This window comes from Streptomyces sp. NPDC056503 (genome assembly GCF_042794995.1).
Lineage (GTDB): Bacteria > Actinomycetota > Actinomycetes > Streptomycetales > Streptomycetaceae > Streptomyces.
Window position 1 is genome coordinate 14,757 of sequence record NZ_JBHTST010000016.1, and the last position, 19,891, is coordinate 34,647.

Sequence of the window (19,891 nt, forward strand, 5' to 3'; positions counted from 1 at the left end):
TCTTGTTCGCATCCAACCATGCCGGGTCGGACGCGCGCTCATTACCCATGGGTTACCCCGTCGGGACCGAGGTCACCCCAGGGGTTCCGCCCCGGGCGAGGACCCTGGCCAGGCAGGCCACGACCTCGGGATGGTGGTCCCGGGCGGTGCCGAGCCTGAGCGTCTCCAGGGCCTCCAGGGCGGCGCCCGCGTCCTGGCCGGCGAGGTCGTCGTAGGCGTTCACGGTGCGGACGATCCGGGCCGGCAGCGGCTGCTCGCGGTACGGGTCGGCCTGTCGCTCGACCACGTGGGCGACGGCCGCCGGGACGCCGGTCATCCGCACCACCTCGCCGCCGAGGAGGGCGATCCGGCGCTGCTGCTCCGCGGGCAGCGACGCGGTGGCACCGCCGGCGACGGGGTCGACGAGGGAGAGCTGTCCGATGTCGTGCATGAGGGCGGCGTACTCCAGGACGGTCAGCTCGGCGCCGCCGAGGCCCAGCTCGCGGCCGACGGCGGTGGCGAGGGCGGCGACCCGGCGGGCGTGGCCCGGCGGTGTGCACCCGGCGATCTCGGTCGCCCGGGCGAGGGAGGCGATGGTCTGCCGGTTGACGGTGCGGACGGCCGCGTACCGCCGGGAGGAGACCTGGGTGAGCAGCAGCGGCACGGCGAGGACGGGCAGCGCCCAGAGTCCGGCGGCGGCGACCCCGAGGGCCATGACGACGCCGGTGGCGCAGACGGCGGAGCCGATGCCGAGGAGGGCGCGCAGCTCGTCGCGGAGGAGGGGACCGTACGGGTACGCGGTGCGGGCGCGCAGCAGCAGGGCGGCGAGGACGGCGTCGCAGAGGCCGGTCAGGCCGAGGACGAGGAGGAGGAAGAGGACGTAGGGGGTGCCGGCGCCGAGGTGGCCGGTGAGGGCGCCCGCGTTGTAGAGCGGCTGGAAACAGAGGGCGGCGAAGCCGACGGTGAGGACCCTGCGGGCGAGGTGGTCGCGGCCCGGGCCCCGGTCGCGGCTCCCGGCCCGGCCCCGGGCGATGTGGGGCACGATCCCGGCGAGGCCGCCGGCGCAGACGACGGCGACGATCTGGAGGACGCCGTGGGTGGTGGCGGTGCCGGCGGCGTGGCCGAGCAGGGCGTAGGCGAGGGCGGCGGCCGCGCCGAGCGGGGCGGGCTCGCGCTCCCCCGGGTGGGCGCCCCAGCGGGCCAGTTCGCCGAGCGCGATGAGGGCGCCGAAGGCGAGGGCGTTGCCGGGTTCGGCGATCCCGTGCCAGAGGGTGGAGGCGAGACCGGCCGCGCCGAGGAGGAGGGCGGCGGCGTGGACGGCGCCGACGGTGACCGCGCCCGGTCTCACGCGGGCTCCTTCGGCTGGGGTGCGAGCGGCCCCGGGGCGCGGGGGACGGGGACCTGCGTACCGGGTTCGTCGGCGGTGACGGCGGTCTGCCATCCGCGTCGGGCGAGCGCGCGGGCGAGCGCGGCGACCATCCGGGGGTCGAAGTGGCTGCCGGCGCACCGCTCCAGTTCGGCGAGGGCGGCGGCGACGGGCCGGGCCCGGCTGTAGGAGCGGGTGGAGGTCATGGCGTCGAAGGCGTCGGCGACGGCGACAACCCGGGCGCATTCGGGGATCTCCTCGCCGCGCAGCCCGTAGGGGTAGCCGGTGCCGTCGATCCGCTCGTGGTGGTGGAGGACGGCGTCGCGGGCCTCGCCGAGGAAGCCGATGCCGCGGATCATCTCGTGGCCGTACTCGGGGTGGAGTTCGATGATCCGGCGCTCCTCGGGGGTGAGCGGGCCGTCCTTGCGCAGGACGCGGGTGGGGACGCCGAGCTTGCCGACGTCGTGGAGGATGCCGGCGAAGCGGACGGTGTCGAGCCGCTCGCCGTCCATGCCGAGCTCACGGGCGATCAGGACGGAGGCGCGGCCGACGCGTTCGCTGTGGCCCCGGGTGTAGCTGTCCTTGATGTCGACGGCCTGGACGAGGGCCCGGATGGTGGCCTGGTGGGCGGCGCGCTCGTGGTGGTACTGGGCGAAGACCCAGCAGGAGATGTACATGGGCAGCAGGACGAGGAGGGCGGCGGCGGGGCCGTGGGGGCTGCGCCAGAGGACGGCCATCATGAGTCCGGCCAGGCCGTGGACGAGGTGGGGGGCGAGGGCGCGGCCGAGGAGTCCGCGCCAGGCGGCGCGCGGCGGGAGGCCGTCGGCGGTGGCGCGGATGCCCCCGTCGAGGGCGGTGAGCGCGAGGCAGAAGGCGAGGGCGGCGCCGAGGGCGGGGAGCAGCGCGTGGGGGAACTCCGCGGTGGCGTGGGCGGCGGGTCCGTCGAGGGCGCCCGCGGCGTGGGCGGCGGCCCAGACGGCGAGGGCGGTGGCGGCGGCACGCCAGGTGCGGCGCCAGCGGGCGGGGGGTTCCCCGACGCGGGCCAGGAGGCCGCCGGGGAGGGCGGTGAGCACGGCGGCGGCCGGGGGCAGCAGCAGGGCGGCGGCGAGCAGCACCGGGGAGAAGGAGCCGGTGCCGATGGCGACGGAGCCGCCGAGGGAGCGGCCGAGGAGGCGGCAGCGGGCGGGCAGCTCGCAGAGCGCGTACAGGGCGGCGAGGAGGCCGGCGGTCGCCCAGGGGGTGGGCGACGGGGGGAGGAGCGCGGGCAGGGCGCACGCTCCGGCGCCGAGGGCGGCGCAGACGATGTACGCGCGGGCCGTTCGCGGGAGGGGCTTCACGACCGTCACGCGGTGCACGCTAGCGAGGACGGCGGCCGCTCAAGGCGGACCGCCGTCGATTCCTACCATCGGGTGATACAAGCTGACGGGCGCGCGGGGGAGGACCCGCACACGCGTCCGGTCATTCCTGGGTGGCGGGGGCCTGCGGCGCGGTAGCCTCGGGGGCGACGGCGTCCTGTTCGGGCACCAGGTGCCCGGCGCGGATCAGGTCGATCCGGCCCATGACCTTGGCGCGCAGGTCGGTGGGGACCTCGTCGCTGCCGCAGCAGCGCTTCACGAGCTTCTTCACCGCCTGCTCCAGGCCGTACTTCTCCAGGCACGGCGAGCACTCCTCGAAGTGCACCTCGAACTTGGTGCACTCACCGTCGGGCATCTCCCGGTCGAGGAACTCGTAGAGATGGTCCAGGACTTCCGAGCAGTCCGTCTCGTGCGGGTCTCCGCAGCTCATGAGTCCGCGCCTTTCAGATCCTTGGACGACTCTCCGGCGCCGGCGGGGACGAGGCCGCGCTCGCGGGCGTAGTCCTCGAGCATGCCGCGGAGCTGGCGGCGGCCCCGGTGCAGGCGGGACATCACCGTACCGATGGGGGTCCCCATGATGTCGGCGATCTCCTTGTAGGCAAAGCCCTCGACATCGGCGAGGTAGACCGCGATGCGGAACTCCTCGGGGATCGCCTGGAGCGCTTCCTTCACGTCCGAGTCGGGGAGGTGGTCGAGCGCCTGCGACTCGGCGGAGCGCAGACCGGTCGACATGTGCGACTCGGCGCGGGCGAGCTGCCAGTCCTCGATCTCCTCGGCGGCGCTGCGCTGGGGCTCACGCTGCTTCTTGCGGTACGAGTTGATGAAGGTGTTGGTGAGGATGCGGTACATCCACGCCTTCAGGTTGGTGCCCTCGCGGAACTGGTGGAAGGAGCCGTACGCCTTCGCGTAGGTCTCCTGCACCAGGTCCTCGGCGTCCGCGGGGTTGCGCGTCATCCGCAGCGCGGCCGAGTACATCTGGTCGAGGAAGCCGAGGGCGTCCCGCTCGAAGCGCGCGTTGCGCTCCTCGGTCGTCTCCTCGGGGCCGTCGTCGGTCCCTGTGTCGGTCCCAGTGACCGGACCCACCTCCTCCAGCGCGGTGACGGGGCCGGTGCCGGACCCGCTCGTTTCGGAGGATAGACGAGGAACGGCTCCGCCCGCCGCCCGAATCGGGGCGGCCTTGGGGGCGGGCAGCACGGTCCAGTCGAGCTCCGCGGACCTGGCCCGCTCCGGGCAGATGGTCGAACCCATGCGACGGACTCCCTCTCTCGCTTCTCACACCGACGCTCTCCACAACAGCAGGCCGGGCCCCGGCATTCCCGGGCCTCCGGTGGGGTTCAGCGCAGTGCGGCGAGCCAGTCGGCGACGGCTCCGACGATCCGTGCGACCGCCTCGTCCTGGTCGATCGGGGCACGTTTGGGGACGGCGAAGCCGTGGTCGCCGTGGTCGATCCCGACGAGCCGGTACGTGCCTCCGGACGGGAACTCGGCCGGCTTCCCGAAGGGGTCGCCGCCGCCCTGGACGACCAGGGTGGGGAGGCCGGTCCCGAGGATCTCGGCGGCCCGGGAGCTCTCCGGCCGGCCCGGCGGGTGGAGCGGGAAGCTCAGGGCGAGGACGGCGACGGCGCCGAGTTCCGCGCCGGTGCGGCAGGCGACCCGGGCGCCGGCGCTGCGGCCACCCGCGACCACCGGAAGGCCGGGCTTCGCGAGGGCGGGCCAGAGGCCGCGCCAGCCGGTGTCGAGGGTCTTCGGCGCGGGCGCGACCTTCTTGCCCGCCACCCGCCAGGGCTGCTCGACCAGGGCGACGGTGACGCCGCGGGCGGGCAGGGCGGCGGCGAGGGCGGCCAGGTCACGGGCCTCGATGCCGCCGCCGGCGCCGTGGCCGAGGGCGAGGACGCGGCGCGCCCCGGGGGCGGGGTGCCAGGTGATGCGCGCCTCACCGGCGTCGGTGGACACGGTCTCGATCTTCGTCACCTTCCCATCCTGCCGTCCCGGGGGCGCCCCCGGCGTCCGTCAGAACAGCGTGCCGAGCTCCGGTCCCGCCAGCTCGGCGAGCAGCTCGGGCCCGTTGTTGCGGACGTTGCTGACGGCGGTGGCGACCGGGAAGGCCCGCATCAGGCCCGGCGGCGGCGGGGCGAGCAGGGCGCGCAGCTCGTCGAGGCCGGTGGTGGCCGGGTCCAGCCAGGCGTCCCAGCGGTCCTCGGTGAGCATCAGCGGCATCCGGGGGTGGATCTCGGCGAGCGAGCCGGGGCCCTCGGCGGGCGCCACGCCGAGCGGGCCGGTCTCCGCCTCGGTGGTGACCACCGAGCAGGTGGCCCACCAGGCGTGCGGGTGCTCGGGCGGCAGCGCGGGGTCGCGCCAGAACTCGTACAGGCCCGCCATGGCCATGACCGAGCCGTCGGCGGGGGTCACGAAGTAGGGCTGCTTCCGGGGCCGCTTCCTCTTCCCCTCGACCTCCAGGTCGCGCTCGTCCGCGCCGGTCACCCACTCGTAGTAGCCGTCGGCGGGAAGGATGCAGCGGCGGGACCGGAAGGCCTGTTTGAAGGAGGGCTTCTCGTGCAGGGTCTCGGCCCTGGCGTTGATCATCCGGGCCGCGCCCTCGGACGACTTCGACCAGGACGGGACCAGTCCCCACCTCAGGGCGCGCAGCTGGCGAACCGGGCGCCGGCTCTCCGCGTCTTTCAGAGGGCGTTCGAGCACCACGTGGACCGCCTTGGTGGGGGCCACGTTCCAGTCCTGGTCCAGGGTCTCCGTCGGCTCCCACGTCTCGATCCCGAAGAGGTCGACGAGGTCCTCGGGCCGCCGCCCGGCCGCAAAACGTCCGCACATACGTGCCACACTGCCACGATCCCCGAGCCCGAGAGGAGCGGACCGAAGGATGGACCTCTTCAGCCCGCAGGCCGCCCCGGCCGAGTGGCTGGTGATCGCCACCGGCGTCGCCGCGCTCGCCGTCACCGTGCCCCGCCGTCTCTGGCTGCTCGCGCGGAACGCGATCACCATCGCCCACGAGGGCGGCCACGGCCTGGTGGCGCTCGCCGCCGGCCGCCGTCTGGAGGCCATCCGGCTCCACTCGGACACCAGCGGCCTCACCGTCACCCGGGGCCGGCCCACCGGCCTCGGCGTCGTCCTCACCCTGGCCGCCGGCTACACGGCGGCCCCCCTGCTGGGCCTCGGCGGGGCGGCGCTGCTCGGCGCGGGCCTGGTCGCCGTGCTGCTGTGGGTGGCGACCGGACTGCTCCTCGCGATGCTGGTGATGGTCCGCAACGCGTACGGCGTCCTCACCGTCGTCCTCACCGGCGCGCTCTTCGTCCTGGTGTCGTGGCTGGCCGCGCCGGAGGTCCAGGCCGTCTTCGCGTACGCGGTGGTGTGGTTCCTGCTCCTGGGCGGGGTGCGACCGGCCTTCGAGCTCCAGGCGAAGCGGCGGCACGGCGGCGCTCCCGACTCGGACGCCGACCAGCTCTCCCGGCTCACCCACGTGCCCGCCGGGGTGTGGCTGGCCTTCTTCCACACGGTGTCCCTCTGCTGCCTGATCGGCGGCGCCACCTGGCTTCTGGGCCTGTGACACCCCCGTACAGTGAGGGCATGACCGCAGCTTCCCCCGCGCACCCCGATCCGTCGCACTCCGCAGCCCCCGCCGGCCAGGACCTGTGGCCCGCCCCGTACGCGAGCGGCCCCGTCGACGCGACCGTGACCGTGCCGGGCTCGAAGTCGGTCACCAACCGCGCCCTGGTGCTCGCCGCGCTCGCCGCCGAGCCCGGCTGGGTGCGCCGTCCGCTCCGCTCCCGCGACACCCTCCTGATGGCCGAGGGCCTGCGCACCCTGGGCGTGCGGATCGAGGAGACGGTGTCGTCCAGCTCCTCCGCCGCGGGCGGCCCGGGCGGCGAGGCCTGGCGGGTCATCCCCGCCGCGCCGCGCGGCCCCGCGGCGGTCGACGTCGGCAACGCGGGCACGGTCATGCGCTTCCTGCCGCCGGTCGCCGCGCTCGCCGACGGCCCGGTCCGCTTCGACGGCGACCCCCGCTCCCACGAGCGCCCGCTGCACGGGGTGATCGACGCGCTGCGCGCGCTCGGCGCCCGGATCGACGACGAGGGCCGCGGCGCCCTTCCGATGACGGTGCACGGCGCCGGCGGCCTGGAGGGCGGGGTCGTGGAGATCGACGCCTCCTCCTCCTCCCAGTTCGTCAGCGCCCTGCTGCTCTCCGGCGCCCGCTTCAACCAGGGCGTCGAGGTCCGGCACGTCGGCGGCCGGCTGCCGTCGATGCCGCACATCCGGATGACCGTCGACATGCTCCGCGCGGTGGGCGCGAAGGTCGACGAGCCGGAGCACGGCGGCGAGCCGGACGTGTGGCGGGTGGCCCCCTCGGCGCTGCGCGGCCGCGACCTGGTCGTCGAGCCGGACCTGTCGAACGCGCAGCCGTTCCTGGCGGCGGCGCTGATCACCGGCGGCCGGGTGACCGTCCCCGACTGGCCGGCCCGCACCACGCAGCCCGGCGACGAGCTGCGCCGGATCTTCACCGAGATGGGCGGCGCCTGCGAGCTCACCGACGCCGGTCTCACCTTCACCGGCACCGGCCGGATCCACGGCATCGACGTCGACCTGGGCGAGGTCGGCGAGCTGACCCCCGGCATCGCGGCCGTCGCCGCCCTCGCCGACTCCCCCTCCACCCTGCGCGGGGTGGCGCACCTGCGGCTCCACGAGACCGACCGGCTGGCGGCGCTCACCCGGGAGATCAACGGCCTCGGCGGCGACGTCACCGAGACCGAGGACGGCCTCCACATCCGCCCGCGCCCGCTCCACGGCGGCGTCTTCCACACGTACCACGACCACCGGATGGCGACCGCGGGCGCGATCATCGGCCTCGCCGTGAAGGGCGTGGAGATCGAGGACGTGGCGACGACGGCCAAGACCTTGCCGGACTTCCCGGGGATGTGGACCGAAATGCTCGGAGTCTGAACCATGCGGCGCTACGGCAAGCACACCGACGAGGACGACATCCGCCAGCGGCCCAACCGCAAGGGCACCCGGCCGCGGACCTCCATCCGCCCCAAGCACGAGGACGCCGTCGAGGGCATGGTCCTCACCGTGGACCGCGGCCGGCTCACCTGCCTGGTCGAGGACCGGGCCGTGATCGCGATGAAGGCGCGCGAACTGGGTCGCAAGGCGGCCGTCGTCGGCGACCGGGTCTCCCTGGTGGGCGACCTGTCGGGCGAGAAGGACACCCTGGCGCGGATCGTGCGGATCAGCGAGCGGGACTCGGTGCTGCGCCGCACGGCCGACGACGACGACCCGTACGAGCGGGTGGTCGTCGCCAACGCCGACCAGCTCGCGATCGTCACCGCGCTCGCCGACCCGGAGCCGCGGCCCCGGCTGATCGACCGCTGCCTGGTGGCCGCGTACGACGGTGGCCTGGAGCCCTTCCTGGTGATGACGAAGTCGGACCTCGCGCCCCCGGAGCAGCTCCTGGACCTCTACGGCGCCCTCGACATCCCGCACGTGGTGGTGAACCGCGAGGAGCTGTACGACGGCGGGGCCGCGGACCGGGTGCGCGCGTACCTGGACGGGCGGGTCACCGCCTTCGTCGGTCACTCCGGCGTCGGGAAGACGACGCTGGTGAACGCGCTGGTGCCGATGGAGAAGCGACGGATCACCGGTCATGTGAACGCGGTGACCGGCCGCGGCCGGCACACCACCACCTCGGCGCTGGCGCTGCCGCTGGACGCGGCCGACGGCTGGGTCATCGACACCCCGGGCGTGCGCTCCTTCGGCCTGCACCACGTCGATCCGGCGCGGGTCATCCTCGCCTTCCCGGACCTGGAGCCGGGCACGGAGAAGTGTCCGCGCGCGTGCAGCCACGACGAGCCCGAGTGCGCCCTGGACGCCTGGGTGGCGGAGGGGCACGCGGATCCGGCGCGGCTCTTCTCGCTGCGCCGGCTGCTCGCCACCCGGGAGCGCCGCGAGGGCGACTGACCGCCTCCTCAGGGGTGTTTACGCCCGCTCCCAGGCCGGTATGGACATAACCGCACAAGTGCGAGGAATCCGACCGGTCGGGAGGCGGGAACGATGGCGTGGCTGCTGGTTGTGGTCGCGGGGATCCTGGAGACGGGCTTCGCGGTCTGCCTGAAGCTCTCCCACGGGTTCACCCGACTCTGGCCGACGATCGCCTTCGCCTGTTTCGCCCTGGGCAGCTTCGGGCTGCTGACGCTCGCCCTGCGGAAGCTCGACGTGGGCCCCGCGTACGCGGTGTGGACGGGGATCGGGGCGGCCGGCACCGCGATCTACGGCATGGTCTTCCTCGGGGACGTGGTCTCCACGCTCAAGATCGTCTCGATCAGCCTCGTCATCGCGGGGGTCATCGGCCTCCAGCTGTCCGGCTCCGCCCACTGACCCTCCGGCGGCAGCGCCGGGGCCACCACGTGGCTGACGGCCAGCCGCAGGGCCACCTCGCAGCCGGCCGCCCACCGCTCCCCCGCGCAGAGCGCCGTCGTGGCGAGCAGCTCCCCGGGCGCCGGCGGTCCGGCGTCCGCCCTCCGCTGTGCCGGTACGGGCGCGGGGCGGGCGCCCGGCCGGGGCGGGCGGGGCCGGGGCAGGCCCTCGGTCCAGGCGCCGGTGAGCAGCGAGCGCAGTATCGGCCGGTCGCCGGCCCGGGCGACGGTCCACTCGGCGACGGCCGCGAGGGCGCGCGCGGACGGTCCGGAGGCGGGCGGCTCGGGAACGTCCGGTCCGGAGGCGGGCGGTCCGGAGGCGGCGAGGAGTCGGCGGACCCCGTCGAGGTAGGCGTCGGCCTCGCGCCGGACGAGGGCGCGGGCCATCCCCTCCTTGCTGCCGAACTCGTTGTAGAGGGTCTGCCGGGAGACCCGGGCGGCGACGGCGAGGTCGGCCATCCGCACGGCGGACCAGGGGTGCCGCGCCAGGGCGGCGAGAGCGGCGTCGAGGAGGGCCTCGCGGGCGGTCGGCATGGGCGCCTCCGGGCCGGATGATGGTCCCCCAGCGTCGGCAGGCCGGCGGGCGCTGTCAAGGGAGCGGAGGGTTCACCGGGCCGGGCGAGACGGTTCACCGGGCGGCGTCCGGGCGGCGCTAGAGTGCCGGGCATGGCCGATTACCACGATGACCTGCGTCTTGCCCACACCCTCGCGGATGCCGCCGACGCGGCCACCATGGCCCGCTTCCGGGCCCTCGACCTCAAGGTCGAGACCAAGCCGGACATGACCCCGGTGAGCGAGGCGGACCGGGCCGCCGAGGAGCTGATCCGCGCGGGCCTCCAGACGGAGCGGCCCGGGGACGCGATCCTGGGCGAGGAGTACGGCGTCGAGGGCACCGGCCCGCGCCGCTGGGTGATCGACCCGATCGACGGCACCAAGAACTACGTGCGCGGGGTGCCGGTGTGGGCGACCCTGATCGCGCTGATGGAGGAGGGCGAGACCGGCTTCCAGCCCGTGGTCGGGGTGGTGTCGGCGCCCGCGCTCGGCCGCCGCTGGTGGGCGGCGAAGGGCCAGGGGGCCTTCACGGGCACCGGCCCGGAGGCGGGGACCCGGATCGGGGTGTCCCAGGTGGCCTCGCTGGCCGACGCCTCGTTCGCGTACTCCTCGCTGAGCGGCTGGGAGGAGCGGGGGAGACTCGACGCGTTCCTGGACCTCACGCGCGCGTGCTGGCGGACCCGGGCGTACGGCGACTTCTGGCCGTACATGATGGTCGCCGAGGGCACGGTCGACCTGTGCGCGGAGCCGGAGCTGTCGCTGTGGGACATGGCGGCGGTGGCGATCGTGGTGCAGGAGGCCGGCGGCTCGTACACCGGCCTGGACGGGCGGCCCGGCCCGCACAGCGGGAACGCGGCGGCCTCCAACGGCCTGCTGCACAAGGCGCTCCTGGGCCGCCTGGGGTCCGAGGGGACGCCCGGCGCCTGAACGCGCCCCCGCCCGCCCCCCGGGGGCGCCTCGCGCGCCCCCTTGTCGGCCCCCTCCCCCGGTGCAACTCTGAGAGCCCCACTTGTGCATTTGTGAACCGCCTCATGGGCGGTTCGCCGAGGAGGTGGCTCCATCCATGCTCGTCCGTGACGCCATGAGCACGGTGGTCCTCACCATCGGACCCGCCCACACCCTCCGACAGGCCGCCCGGCTGATGTCGGCACGCCGCGTCGGCGCCGCCGTCGTCCTCGACGGCGACGCCGGGCTCGGCATCATCACCGAGCGCGACGTCCTGAACTCACTCGGCCGGGGCGAGGACCCCGACCGCGAGACGGCCGGTTCCCACACCACCCACGAGGTGGTCTTCGCCGCCCCCGGCTGGACCCTGGAGGAGGCGGCCGAGGCGATGACCCGCGGCGGCTTCCGCCATCTCGTCGTCCTCGACGACCTGGGACCGGTCGGCATGGTCTCGGTCCGCGACATCATCCGCTGTTGGCTCCCGGCCCACAGCGTGGCCGATTGAATTCCCCCCGCTGTTACCCTGACCCTCATGAGCGACCTGTTGGAACGACTGCGCGGACGTGGCTGGCGGATGACCGCGCAGCGCCGTGTCGTCGCCGAGGTCCTCGACGGCGACCACGTGCATCTCACCGCCGACGAGGTGCACGCCCGCGCCGTCGAGCGCCTGCCCGAGATCTCCCGCGCGACCGTCTACAACACGCTGGGCGAGATGGTCACGCTCGGCGAGGTCATCGAGGTCGCCACCGACGGCCGCGCCAAGCGGTACGACCCCAACGCCCACCGGCCGCACCAGCACCTGGTCTGCGCCGGCTGCGGCGCGATCCGCGACGTCCACCCGGCGGGCGACCCGCTGCGGGACCTGCCGGACGCCGAGCGCTTCGGCTTCACGATCTCGAACGTCGAGGTCACCTACCGCGGCCTCTGCCCGAACTGCGCGGCGAAGGCGTAGCCGGGCCGGACCACGGGCGCCCCCTCGGGGGCGCCTTCTTCGTGCCCGCGCACCCGTGTCCGGGAACGCCGAAGGCCCGGATCGTACGGATACGATCCGGGCCTTCGTGCTACTGAGTAGCGGGGACAGGATTTGAACCTGCGACCTCTGGGTTATGAGCCCAGCGAGCTACCGAGCTGCTCCACCCCGCGTCGGTGAACCCAACCTTACGGGACCCCTGGGTCAGGAGCAAATCGGTTCTACGCGGTGAGCTCCTGGTGCAGCGCCTCGCTGAGCCGCGCCGCCCGCTCGGCGACCTCGGCCGGACCGAGCTCCACGGCATGGGCGCACCACTTGCGCCCCTCGGACAGCTCGCCCCGGCGGGCGGCGAGCAGCGCGAGCCGGAGCGCGGCGCGGCCGTGCCCGGCCCGGGCCGCCCGGGTCCACCAGAGGGCGGCCTCGCGCTCGCTGCCCTCGCGGGCGAGGAGCAGTCCCAGGTTGAAGGCGCCGTTGCGGCTGCCGGCCTCGGCGGCCTCCCGGTACCAGCGGGCGGCCCCGGCGAGGTCGCCCCGGCCGGCGGCGAGCATGCCGACCCGCACCTGGGCGCGGCGGTGGCCCTGCTGGGCGGCCCGCTCGTACCACTCCTCGCACTCGGTCTTCTGGTCCACGGGGGCGCCGAGGACCACCGGGCCGGGGTCGGGGCGACGCGCGTCGAGGAGCGTGGCGAGACGGAAGGCGGCCTCGGCGCTGCCGCCGCCCGCCGCGCAGCGCAGGTGCCGCTCGGCGGTCTGCTCGTCGCCGTCCCGCAGGGCGGCGATGCCGACCTGGAGGGCGGCCTCGGTGTGTCCGGCGGCGGCGGCCCGCTCGTACCAGGCGAGCGCGGAGCGGTCCTCGTCGCGGCCCGCGTGGATGATGCCCAGGTTGAAGGCGGCGTCCACGGAGCCGGCCTCGGCGGCCTTGGAGAACCACGGCTCGGCGCCGCCCGCGTCGCCGGCCTGGAGAAGCAGCACGGCGAGCGCGTTGGCGGCCTCGCGGTGGCCCGCGTAGGCGGCGCGGCGGTACCACTGCTCGGCCTGCGGGAGGCGGTCCTGGGCGGCGCAGAGCAGGCCGAGGTTGTAGGCGCCGTTGACGTCCCCTGCGTCCATGGCGGCGCGGTACCAGCGCTCGGCGGTCTGCTGCTCGCCGCGGGCCGCGTGCAGGGCGCCCAGCGCGTTGGCGGCGTTGCCGTCGCCGTCCTGGGCGGCGCGCAGCCACCAGACGGCGGCGCTCTCCTCGTCGCCGGCGTCGCGCAGCAGGAAGCCGAGGGCGCAGGCGGCCTTGGCCTCGCCCTCCTTGGCGGAGCTGAGGTACCAGCGCCCGGCCTCCTTCAGCTCGCCGCGCTGTTCCAGGAGGGCTCCGAGGTGCAGCGCGGCCCGCCGGTGTCCCCGGGCGGCCGCCTGCCGGAACCACTGCTCGGCCTCGCCGAGCGGCCCGGCGGCGGCGCCGTCCCCGGTCCGGGGCGGGGCGGCCTCGGGGCGCTCGGCCGCCCGCGGGGGCTCGACCGTCCGGAGGGGGTCGGCCGCGCGGAGGCGGCCGGCCGTGTCGTACGCGTGGCCGACGCGGCCCGCGGAGGCGGCGGGGCCGTAGGCGTGCGGACCGCGGAGGGTCTCGGTGGCGCGCCGCTCCAGGGCGAGGGCGAGGCGGTACGCGGCCTCGCGGTGGCCCTGCTCGGCGGCGGCGCGCAGCCAGCGCTCGGCGCCGACGTCGCTGCGGTGCTCCAGCAGGTCGGCGAGGGCGTAGGCGCCCAGGGCGTGGCCCTGCTCGGCGGCCTGGCGCAGCCAGTACTCGGCGGCGGGCTCGTCGCCGCGCTCGCGGTGGTGGCGGCCCAGGGCGTGCGCGGCCGGCGCGGAGCCGGCGACGGCGGCGACCCGCCACCAGCCGGCGGCCTCGTCGGGGTAGCCGCGCTGGTGCAGGAGGACGCCGAGGTTGTTGGCGGCGGCACGGTCGCCCTCGGCGGTGGCGGCGCGCAGGAAGGACTCGGCGGCGTCGAGGTCGCCGCGGCGCAGCAGGAGGGCGCCGAGGGCGCTCATGGCGTCGGTGTCACCGCGCTCGGCGGCCCTGCGGTGCCGGCCCTCGGCCTCGGCCTCGGCCTCGGTCTCGGCCTCGGTCTCCGGCCCGGCGTCCGGGACGGTCCCGCTCAGGGAGGTGGTGTCGACGACCGCATCGACGGCCGGCACGGCCTCGATGATCTCGTCCGCGGCATTTCTGGCGTGCCGCTGCACAAACCGCCCTGTCTCCAACAGAGTTGCCCTGTCCCCCATAAATACCATCGTCGCACCACCCGCAACCCGCGCACACCCGGTATACCGCAGCCCTTGAGGTCACCTCAGCGTTTTGTCGACATGCCCACAGAGAGACAAGTCAAACACGTAGCGCCTCAACTCGCCCCTTCCGTACCGCTCTTCGGTGCCCCCCGTCACCCCGACACGCGACGAGGGCCCGGATCCTTATGGATCCGAGCCCTCGTGTCAGTAGCGGGGACAGGATTTGAACCTGCGACCTCTGGGTTATGAGCCCAGCGAGCTACCGAGCTGCTCCACCCCGCGTCGATGAAGTAACACTATCACGACATGGGGTGAAGCCTCGCAGGTCAGCTGCCGGACGCCCCCTGCGGCTGGATCTTGGCGCCCGCCTCGGCCGCCCGCTCCAGGGCGGCCTGGAGGTCGTCCTGGGCCTTGCCGTAGGCCGTCCAGTCGCCCTTGGCGAGGGCCGCCTCGCCCTCGTCGTACGCCTTCTGGGCGTCGGCGATGGCCGCCTTCAGCGCCGCGTCCGCCGAGGCCGGCGGCTGCGGGGTGGTCGGCGGCTGCTCGGTGCCCGGCGGGGTCGTCGGCGGGGTCGTGCCCTCCACCCCGAAGACCGCGTTGAGGGCGTCCGTGAGGTTGTTCTCGAACACCGTGGTGTCCTTGGTGGTGTCCCCGTCCGGCTGGTCGGCGTCCACGTACGACACCGCCACCTTCTTCAGGAGCGGGTAGAGCGCGTTCCGTCCCTGGGCGTAGACCGGCTCGACGTAGAGGAAGCCGCCGTCGAGCGGCACGGTGAGCAGGTTGCCGTACTGGATGTCCGAGTCGGCGCCCTTCATGTCGCGGACGAAGGTGGCGACGTCGGGCAGACCGTTGAGCTTGCTCTGGACCTGGGCCGGTCCGGGCACGTCCTCGGTGACCCGCAGCAGTCTCAGCCGGCCGTACTCCTTGCTGGTGGCGTCGGCGTCGACCGCCATGAAGCCGCCCAGGTTGGGCCGCCCGTTGGGGGTGAAGGTCGTGGTCAGCGAGAAGCGCTGCTCCGAGTCCCCGGGCATCTTCATGCTCAGGTAGTACGGCGGCACGGCCACGTTGTCCTTGTTGGTCGGGTCGTCCGGCACCTGCCAGGCGTCCGAGCCGCTGTAGAACTGGGCCGGGTCGGTGACGTGGTAGCGGGTCAGCAGCTCGCGCTGGACCTTGAACATGTCCTGCGGGTAGCGCAGGTGCTCCAGGAGGTCGCCCTTGACCTCGGACTTGGGCTTCACCGTGTCGGGGAAGGCCTTCATCCAGGTCTTCAGGACCGGGTCCTCGGTGTCCCACTGGTAGAGGGTGACCGTGCCGTCGTAGGCGTCGACGGTGGCCTTCACCGAGTTGCGGATGTAGTTGACCTGGTTCTGCTGGGCGACGACCGCGCGCTGCTGGTTGCCGACGGTCAGCGAGTCGGCGGTGGTGTCGCCGAGCGTGGTCCGCGAGGCGTACGGGTAGCCGTTGGTGGTCGTGTAGGCGTCGACGATCCACTGGATCTTGCCGTCGACGACCGCCGGGTAGGCGTCGCCGTCGATGGTCAGCCAGGGGGCGACGGCCTCGACGCGCTGCTTGGGCGTGCGGTTGTACAGGATCCGCGAGCCGTCGCCGATGGCTCCGGAGTAGAGGATCTGCGGCTCGCTGAAGGCCACCGCGTAGGCCGCGCGGTTGAAGGCGTTCTCCAGGCTGACGCCGCTCTTGCCCTCGTAGCTGGTGGTCTTCTCGCCGTTCTCCTCGTAGTCCAGCTCCTTCTGGGGGCCGCCCACGATCGAGTACTGGTCGGTCTTCTCGCCGTAGTAGATCTTCTGCTGGTACTTCCCGAGGTCACCGGTGGTCGGCAGGCCCGACTCGGTGAAGACCGGGGAGCCGTTGGCGTCGGTCTGGGTGCCGCGGGCCATGATGGCGCCGTAGCCGTGGGTGTAGGTGAAGTGGTCGTTGATCCAGTTCCGCTTCGGGATGCCGCGGATGTTGAGCTCGCGCAGACCGATGACGACGTCCTGGCCCTGGTAGCGGTCCACGTCGAGCGTCGTCGGGAACTGGTAGTACTTCCGCTTCTGCTCCAGCTGCTGGAAGGTCGGCGAGACGATGTTCGGGTCGAGGACGCGGTAGGCGGCCGCCGTGTCGGCGTCCGAGCGCAGCTTGTCCTTGGCCTTGACCGTCGACTTGCCCGAGTAGTTCTCCAGCTTGGTGTCGTCGATCGCGTACGCCTTGCGGGTCGCGTCGATGTTGTTCTGGATGTACGGGGCTTCCTTGGCCTGCTCGTTCGGCTGGACCTGGAACTTCTGCACGATCGCCGGGTACAGGCCGCCGATGAGGACGGCGGAGAGCACCATCAGGCCGAAGCCGATGACCGGCAGCTGCCAGGTGCGGCGCCACAGCGTGGCGAAGAAGAGCACGGCGCAGATGACGGCGATGCAGAAGAGGATCGTCTTCGCCGGCAGATAGGCGTTGGCGTCGACGTACCGCAGGCCCGTCCAGTTGCCGGTGGCCTTGAAGTCGCTGGACTTCACCGCGAGGCCGTACCGGTCGAGCCAGTACGCCACGGCCTTCAGCGCCACGAAGACGCCGAGCAGCACCGAGAGGTGGCCGGTGGCGGCGGCGGTGGCGCGGGCACCGGGGCTGGTGATCCGCAGCCCGCCGTACAGGTAGTGGGTGATCGCCGCGGCGATCAGCGAGAGCACCACGGCGGCGAAGCCGAAGGCCAGCAGGAAGCGGTACCAGGGCAGGTCGAAGGCGTAGAAGGAGACGTCCTTGCCGAACTGGACGTCCTTCTCACCGAAGTCCACGCCGTTGACCCACATGAGCCAGGTGCGCCACTGGCCGGACGCGGAGGCGCCGGCGATCAGGCCCACCAGGGCGGTGATCGCGAGCAGCACCCACTTCTTGAAGGGGGCGACGCCCATCCGGTACCGGTCGAGGCTCTGCTGCTCCAGCGACATCGCGCTCAGCGGCGGCCGCAGCCGGTACGCCAGCCAGATGTTGAGGCCGACGGCGAGCCCCATCAGCAGCCCGAAGACGGCGAACAGGCCGATCTTGGTCCACAGGGTGGTGGTGAACACGGACGAGTAGTGGACCGAGCGGTACCAGAGCCAGTCCGTCCAGAACCCGGCGAACATCACGAACGCCATGGCCAGGACGGCCAGCACGCCCAGTGTCATCAGCAGGGTGCGGGCCCGCCGGGACGGCCGGCCGACTCTGATCCTTGGCCCGGACGGGCTTCCGCCACGGTCCGGCATCTGGAAAGCCAACGTGCGCCCCTCGGTGTTGATGCGTCGGAAAGCGGGCCCCGCGATCGTAGGGCCCACTGGTGCAACTTACTGACGCTTTACCTAGTTCCCGTCTCCGGGGGAAGAGGAGGCAGGATATTGGTCATGTCCAACCTTTCCCCCTCGGGCCCGCCGATGGCCTCCAGTCCCCTCACCCGCGCGGTGCTCGAGATCGACGAGTACGCCTCGGGTCTCGGCTGGGACCGGCCCGCCCGCCTCTTCGCCCTGGTCGACACCGCCCGGCTGCGCGCCCAGGCGCCCTCGCTGAAGCTCGGCGAGGACGCCACCGCCTACACCCCGATCGAGCAGGAGGAGATCCCCTCCGGCAAGCCGCTGGACGAGTTCCTCGGCACCATCGCCTGGCCGGACTCGGTCGCCGGCTGCGCCCTGACGGTGGAGCGGCTGATGCTGCCGCCGTCGGCCGAGGCCCAGGTCCCGAAGGACCTGAGCGGCGCCCGGCTGAACAAGTGGGTCGCCGCCCACCCGGACCGCCAGGAGGTCCGGATGACGGTGGCCGTGCTGCGGACCGGCGCCCGGGAGGCGGCGATCCGGCTGCGCGAGAAGGACTCGCCGAACGAGGTGCTGACCGGACCCGACCTGGTGCCGGGACTCGCCGACGCGCTCGCGGCGACCTTCGAGGGCTGAGCGGTACGGAGCGCTGAGCCGGTCGCGTCGCCGTACCGGCTCAGCCCTTCGAGCAGCTCGGGAGGCCCGCCGTGTCGCCCTTGCGGAGCTTCTCCAGCGACTTCGTGGCGTCGTCGATGGTGTCGACCCTGACGAGGGTGAGCCCGTCGGGCGTGTCCTCGGCCGCGCCGGCGCAGTTGTCGGCCGGGGTGAGGAAGTACTCGGCGCCCGCGTTCCGCGCGCCGACCAGCTTCATCTGGATGCCGCCGATCGGGCCGACCTTGCCGTCGTCGTCGATGGTGCCCGTGCCCGCGACGAACCTGCCGCCGGTGAGGCTCTCCGGGGTCAGCTTGTCGACGATGCCGAGCGCGAACATCAGACCGGCGCTGGGGCCGCCGACGTCGGCCAGCTTGATGTCGATGGTGAACGGGAAGACGTGGTCGGTGCCGGCCTGGATGCCGACGATCGCCCGGTCGCCCTCCTCGGACTTCACGGTGGTGATGGCCACCTTCCGGGTGACGGTGGCCTCCTTGTGCGCCTTCTCGGCGGCGGCCGCCTCCTTCGCCGGGACGATGGTGAACTCGACCTTCTCGCCCGGCTTCCGCCGGGTCACCTGCGCGGCGACGTCGGCGGGCTTGGTGACCTTCACGCCGTCGACGGCCTTGATGACGTCACCGGCGTGGAGGGTGCCCTCGGCCGGGGAGTCCTTGACCACGGAGGCGACGACGACCCGGGTGGTGAAGGGGATGCCCAGTTCGTCGAGGGCGGCGACCTTGGCGCTCTCCTGCGACTGGGAGAACTCCTCCGCGTTCTCCTGGCTCGACTCCTCCTCCGTCTTCCCGTCCGGGTAGAGGGTGTCGTGCGGCACCACCACGTTGTCGTGGGTCAGCCAGCCGTAGACCGCCTCGACGGCGTTCATCTTGTAGTCCGCGCTGGTGACCCTGACCGTGGTCATGTTGAGGTGGCCGTCGGTCGGGTAGGTCTTGCGACCGGTGATCTGGAGGACCGGCTCGCCGCGAGCCTCGCCGAGCGTGTTGACCGTGGGGCCGGGGCTCATCTCCGCGTAGGGCACCGGGATCAGGACGCCGGCGATCAGCAGGCAGATCAGGACCAGGGTGGAGGCGAGCATCGTCGCGGTGCGGCGTGGCATGGAACGACAGTACGGGACTCGCCTGTGCGCGCACCCCTGGGGCGGTCCGTACGGGACGCCGCCGAGGGCTTGTCAGGACTCCGCGGGAGCCGCCTCGGGCACCGGCCGGAACGGAGCGGAATCGGGTGCGGTGGGGTGGGCACGCTCCATGGCGTCCCTGAAGCGGGCGTAGCCGGCGAGCTCGGCCACGTCACCTATGGTCTTGTTCCTCTGGACCCAGCTTCCCCATATCGCCGCTCCGACGACTGCGAAAAGCGGAATCAGCAACCAGGCCAGCGCTGCCATCCCGACCTCCCATCCCCAGTGAGTTGATCAGCAGATTATTCATCTGTGCCACCAACGCTCGGGCCTGGGGGCCGGTTACGCAAATCGGGCGTTCGGCTACACCGTGTCGGCGCGCCGCCTTGCGCCCTCGGGACGGAGGCTCGGCAAGCCCCCGGCCTCGGGACGGAGGCTCAGGAAGCCCCCGCCCTCCCCCGGAATCCGTCCGGGGGACCCTCGGGCTCAGCAAGCCCCCACCCACTCCTCGGTGCCGTCCGAGAAGGTCTGGTGCTTCCAGATGGGGACCTCGTGCTTGAGGTCGTCGATCAGCTTGCGGCAGGCCTCGAAGGCCTCGCCGCGGTGGGGGCAGGAGACGGCGACGACGACCGCCAGGTCGCCCACCACGAGGTCGCCGACCCGGTGCACGGCCGCCAGGGCGCGGACCGGGTAGTTCGCCACGACCTTCTCGGCGACCCGGCGCAGCTCGGCCTCCGCGCTCGGGTGGCAGGAGTAGCCCAGCGCGTCCACGTCGGCGCCGCCGTCGTGGTTGCGCACGGTGCCGACGAAGAGGGTCGTGCCACCCGCCGCGTCCTCGCCGACGGCCCGGAAGACCTCGTCGACCGAGAGCGGGGTGTCGCGGATCGCGAGCAGCTTGATCGGGTCGTCCGCGGCCTGCTCACCGGGGTGGTCGTGCGTGGTCGTCATGCGGTCCATGGTGCCGCACGCCTCCGACATCCCGGAATA

Annotated in this window: 20 protein-coding genes and 2 tRNA genes; 8 read left to right on the forward strand and 14 right to left on the reverse strand. The window is 73.5% G+C overall.

Going from position 1 to position 19,891, the window contains the following annotated elements:
* Nucleotides 1-52: 52 nt before the first annotated feature.
* The 6 genes from ACFQ8C_RS07070 to ACFQ8C_RS07095 form a co-directional block, all read right to left on the reverse strand.
* Entirely contained in the window at nt 53-1,327 is a 1,275-nt protein-coding gene (locus ACFQ8C_RS07070) for an HD-GYP domain-containing protein (RefSeq protein ID WP_383453088.1), read from the reverse strand.
* The gene (locus ACFQ8C_RS07075; protein WP_383453182.1) at nt 1,324-2,682 is read right to left on the reverse strand and encodes an HD-GYP domain-containing protein; all 1,359 of its coding nucleotides are present in this window, start codon (nt 2,680-2,682) and stop codon (nt 1,324-1,326) included. Before ACFQ8C_RS07075 ends, ACFQ8C_RS07070 begins: the two co-directional genes overlap by 4 nt.
* Nucleotides 2,683-2,803: 121 nt before the next feature.
* On the reverse strand, nt 2,804-3,130 hold the full coding sequence (gene rsrA / locus ACFQ8C_RS07080; RefSeq protein ID WP_383453090.1) for a mycothiol system anti-sigma-R factor: 327 nt from the start codon (nt 3,128-3,130) through the stop codon (nt 2,804-2,806).
* On the reverse strand, nt 3,127-3,783 hold the full coding sequence (locus ACFQ8C_RS07085; protein ID WP_383453184.1) for a sigma-70 family RNA polymerase sigma factor: 657 nt from the start codon (nt 3,781-3,783) through the stop codon (nt 3,127-3,129). Before ACFQ8C_RS07085 ends, rsrA begins: the two co-directional genes overlap by 4 nt.
* 251 nt (nt 3,784-4,034) lie before the next feature.
* Nucleotides 4,035-4,670 (reverse strand): alpha/beta family hydrolase, encoded by a 636-nt coding sequence (locus tag ACFQ8C_RS07090; RefSeq protein WP_383453092.1) that lies wholly within the window; start codon nt 4,668-4,670, stop codon nt 4,035-4,037.
* Between the two features lie 39 nt (nt 4,671-4,709).
* Nucleotides 4,710-5,525, reverse strand: a complete 816-nt coding sequence (locus tag ACFQ8C_RS07095) for an SOS response-associated peptidase (protein ID WP_383453094.1) — start codon at nt 5,523-5,525, stop codon at nt 4,710-4,712.
* Between the two features lie 49 nt (nt 5,526-5,574).
* Between ACFQ8C_RS07095 and ACFQ8C_RS07100 the strand changes: the two genes are divergently transcribed.
* The 4 genes from ACFQ8C_RS07100 to ACFQ8C_RS07115 all read left to right on the forward strand — a co-directional run bounded on the left by ACFQ8C_RS07100 (nt 5,575) and on the right by ACFQ8C_RS07115 (nt 9,080).
* Nucleotides 5,575-6,258, forward strand: coding sequence for a M50 family metallopeptidase (locus ACFQ8C_RS07100; RefSeq protein ID WP_383453096.1), 684 nt, complete (start codon nt 5,575-5,577; stop codon nt 6,256-6,258).
* A gap of 20 nt (nt 6,259-6,278) precedes the next feature.
* Entirely contained in the window at nt 6,279-7,649 is a 1,371-nt protein-coding gene (gene aroA / locus ACFQ8C_RS07105; protein WP_383453098.1) for a 3-phosphoshikimate 1-carboxyvinyltransferase, read from the forward strand.
* A gap of 3 nt (nt 7,650-7,652) precedes the next feature.
* On the forward strand, nt 7,653-8,663 hold the full coding sequence (rsgA, locus tag ACFQ8C_RS07110; protein ID WP_383453100.1) for a ribosome small subunit-dependent GTPase A: 1,011 nt from the start codon (nt 7,653-7,655) through the stop codon (nt 8,661-8,663).
* 93 nt (nt 8,664-8,756) lie between these two features.
* Nucleotides 8,757-9,080 (forward strand): DMT family transporter, encoded by a 324-nt coding sequence (locus ACFQ8C_RS07115; protein ID WP_383453102.1) that lies wholly within the window; start codon nt 8,757-8,759, stop codon nt 9,078-9,080.
* Here ACFQ8C_RS07115 and ACFQ8C_RS07120 read toward each other — a convergent pair.
* Nucleotides 8,972-9,652: a TetR/AcrR family transcriptional regulator gene (locus ACFQ8C_RS07120; protein ID WP_383453104.1), complete on the reverse strand. Its 681-nt coding sequence runs from the start codon at nt 9,650-9,652 to the stop codon at nt 8,972-8,974. The two genes, ACFQ8C_RS07115 and ACFQ8C_RS07120, sit on opposite strands and share 109 nt — an antisense overlap.
* Nucleotides 9,653-9,784: 132 nt before the next feature.
* Here ACFQ8C_RS07120 and hisN point away from each other — a divergent pair, with 132 nt between their 5' ends.
* The 3 genes from hisN (at nt 9,785) to ACFQ8C_RS07135 (ending at nt 11,567) form a co-directional block, all read left to right on the forward strand.
* The gene (hisN, locus tag ACFQ8C_RS07125; protein ID WP_383453106.1) at nt 9,785-10,597 is read left to right on the forward strand and encodes a histidinol-phosphatase; all 813 of its coding nucleotides are present in this window, start codon (nt 9,785-9,787) and stop codon (nt 10,595-10,597) included.
* A gap of 136 nt (nt 10,598-10,733) precedes the next feature.
* Nucleotides 10,734-11,120 carry a cyclic nucleotide-binding/CBS domain-containing protein gene (locus tag ACFQ8C_RS07130; protein ID WP_383453108.1) on the forward strand — a complete coding sequence of 129 codons (387 nt, stop codon included), beginning with the start codon at nt 10,734-10,736 and terminating at the stop codon, nt 11,118-11,120.
* A gap of 27 nt (nt 11,121-11,147) precedes the next feature.
* Nucleotides 11,148-11,567: a Fur family transcriptional regulator gene (locus ACFQ8C_RS07135; protein ID WP_383453110.1), complete on the forward strand. Its 420-nt coding sequence runs from the start codon at nt 11,148-11,150 to the stop codon at nt 11,565-11,567.
* Between the two features lie 117 nt (nt 11,568-11,684).
* Here ACFQ8C_RS07135 and ACFQ8C_RS07140 read toward each other — a convergent pair.
* The 4 genes from ACFQ8C_RS07140 to ACFQ8C_RS07155 form a co-directional block, all read right to left on the reverse strand.
* A tRNA-Met gene (locus tag ACFQ8C_RS07140) sits at nt 11,685-11,758 on the reverse strand.
* A gap of 48 nt (nt 11,759-11,806) precedes the next feature.
* Nucleotides 11,807-13,855, reverse strand: a complete 2,049-nt coding sequence (locus ACFQ8C_RS07145; RefSeq protein WP_383453112.1) for a sel1 repeat family protein — start codon at nt 13,853-13,855, stop codon at nt 11,807-11,809.
* A gap of 202 nt (nt 13,856-14,057) precedes the next feature.
* Nucleotides 14,058-14,131: transfer RNA gene (locus ACFQ8C_RS07150), tRNA-Met, on the reverse strand.
* A 44-nt stretch (nt 14,132-14,175) separates the two neighbouring features.
* Complete coding sequence (locus ACFQ8C_RS07155) at nt 14,176-17,082, reverse strand: UPF0182 family protein (RefSeq protein WP_383453114.1); 2,907 nt, start codon at nt 17,080-17,082, stop codon at nt 14,176-14,178.
* A 135-nt stretch (nt 17,083-17,217) separates the two neighbouring features.
* Between ACFQ8C_RS07155 and ACFQ8C_RS07160 the strand changes: the two genes are divergently transcribed.
* Nucleotides 17,218-17,757, forward strand: coding sequence for a PPA1309 family protein (locus ACFQ8C_RS07160; protein WP_383453116.1), 540 nt, complete (start codon nt 17,218-17,220; stop codon nt 17,755-17,757).
* A 40-nt stretch (nt 17,758-17,797) separates the two neighbouring features.
* On the opposite strand, the gene ACFQ8C_RS07165 is transcribed toward ACFQ8C_RS07160, so the two are convergent.
* The 3 genes from ACFQ8C_RS07165 to ACFQ8C_RS07175 form a co-directional block, all read right to left on the reverse strand.
* Complete coding sequence (locus ACFQ8C_RS07165) at nt 17,798-18,886, reverse strand: PDZ domain-containing protein (RefSeq protein WP_383453117.1); 1,089 nt, start codon at nt 18,884-18,886, stop codon at nt 17,798-17,800.
* 72 nt (nt 18,887-18,958) lie between these two features.
* Nucleotides 18,959-19,171, reverse strand: a complete 213-nt coding sequence (locus ACFQ8C_RS07170) for a hypothetical protein (protein WP_242484060.1) — start codon at nt 19,169-19,171, stop codon at nt 18,959-18,961.
* A gap of 219 nt (nt 19,172-19,390) precedes the next feature.
* A complete protein-coding gene (locus ACFQ8C_RS07175) occupies nt 19,391-19,852 on the reverse strand; it encodes a molybdenum cofactor biosynthesis protein MoaE (RefSeq protein ID WP_383453119.1) in 462 nt (153 codons plus the stop codon).
* Nucleotides 19,853-19,891 lie beyond the last annotated feature (39 nt).

What these genes read in the sequence shown, in the direction of transcription:
- ACFQ8C_RS07145 (WP_383453112.1), bottom strand. Translation starts at nt 13,855, where the DNA reads ATGGTATTTATGGGGGACAGGGCAACTCTGTTGGAGACAGGGCGGTTT.
- ACFQ8C_RS07095 (WP_383453094.1), bottom strand. Translation starts at nt 5,525, where the DNA reads ATGTGCGGACGTTTTGCGGCCGGGCGGCGGCCCGAGGACCTCGTCGAC.
- rsgA (WP_383453100.1), top strand. Translation starts at nt 7,653, where the DNA reads ATGCGGCGCTACGGCAAGCACACCGACGAGGACGACATCCGCCAGCGG.
- aroA (WP_383453098.1), top strand. Translation starts at nt 6,279, where the DNA reads ATGACCGCAGCTTCCCCCGCGCACCCCGATCCGTCGCACTCCGCAGCC.
- ACFQ8C_RS07115 (WP_383453102.1), top strand. Translation starts at nt 8,757, where the DNA reads ATGGCGTGGCTGCTGGTTGTGGTCGCGGGGATCCTGGAGACGGGCTTC.
- ACFQ8C_RS07135 (WP_383453110.1), top strand. Translation starts at nt 11,148, where the DNA reads ATGAGCGACCTGTTGGAACGACTGCGCGGACGTGGCTGGCGGATGACC.
- ACFQ8C_RS07165 (WP_383453117.1), bottom strand. Translation starts at nt 18,886, where the DNA reads ATGCCACGCCGCACCGCGACGATGCTCGCCTCCACCCTGGTCCTGATC.
- ACFQ8C_RS07120 (WP_383453104.1), bottom strand. Translation starts at nt 9,652, where the DNA reads ATGCCGACCGCCCGCGAGGCCCTCCTCGACGCCGCTCTCGCCGCCCTG.
- ACFQ8C_RS07130 (WP_383453108.1), top strand. Translation starts at nt 10,734, where the DNA reads ATGCTCGTCCGTGACGCCATGAGCACGGTGGTCCTCACCATCGGACCC.
- ACFQ8C_RS07175 (WP_383453119.1), bottom strand. Translation starts at nt 19,852, where the DNA reads ATGACGACCACGCACGACCACCCCGGTGAGCAGGCCGCGGACGACCCG.
- ACFQ8C_RS07170 (WP_242484060.1), bottom strand. Translation starts at nt 19,171, where the DNA reads ATGGCAGCGCTGGCCTGGTTGCTGATTCCGCTTTTCGCAGTCGTCGGA.
- rsrA (WP_383453090.1), bottom strand. Translation starts at nt 3,130, where the DNA reads ATGAGCTGCGGAGACCCGCACGAGACGGACTGCTCGGAAGTCCTGGAC.
- hisN (WP_383453106.1), top strand. Translation starts at nt 9,785, where the DNA reads ATGGCCGATTACCACGATGACCTGCGTCTTGCCCACACCCTCGCGGAT.
- ACFQ8C_RS07155 (WP_383453114.1), bottom strand. Translation starts at nt 17,082, where the DNA reads ATGCCGGACCGTGGCGGAAGCCCGTCCGGGCCAAGGATCAGAGTCGGC.
- ACFQ8C_RS07160 (WP_383453116.1), top strand. Translation starts at nt 17,218, where the DNA reads ATGTCCAACCTTTCCCCCTCGGGCCCGCCGATGGCCTCCAGTCCCCTC.
- ACFQ8C_RS07100 (WP_383453096.1), top strand. Translation starts at nt 5,575, where the DNA reads ATGGACCTCTTCAGCCCGCAGGCCGCCCCGGCCGAGTGGCTGGTGATC.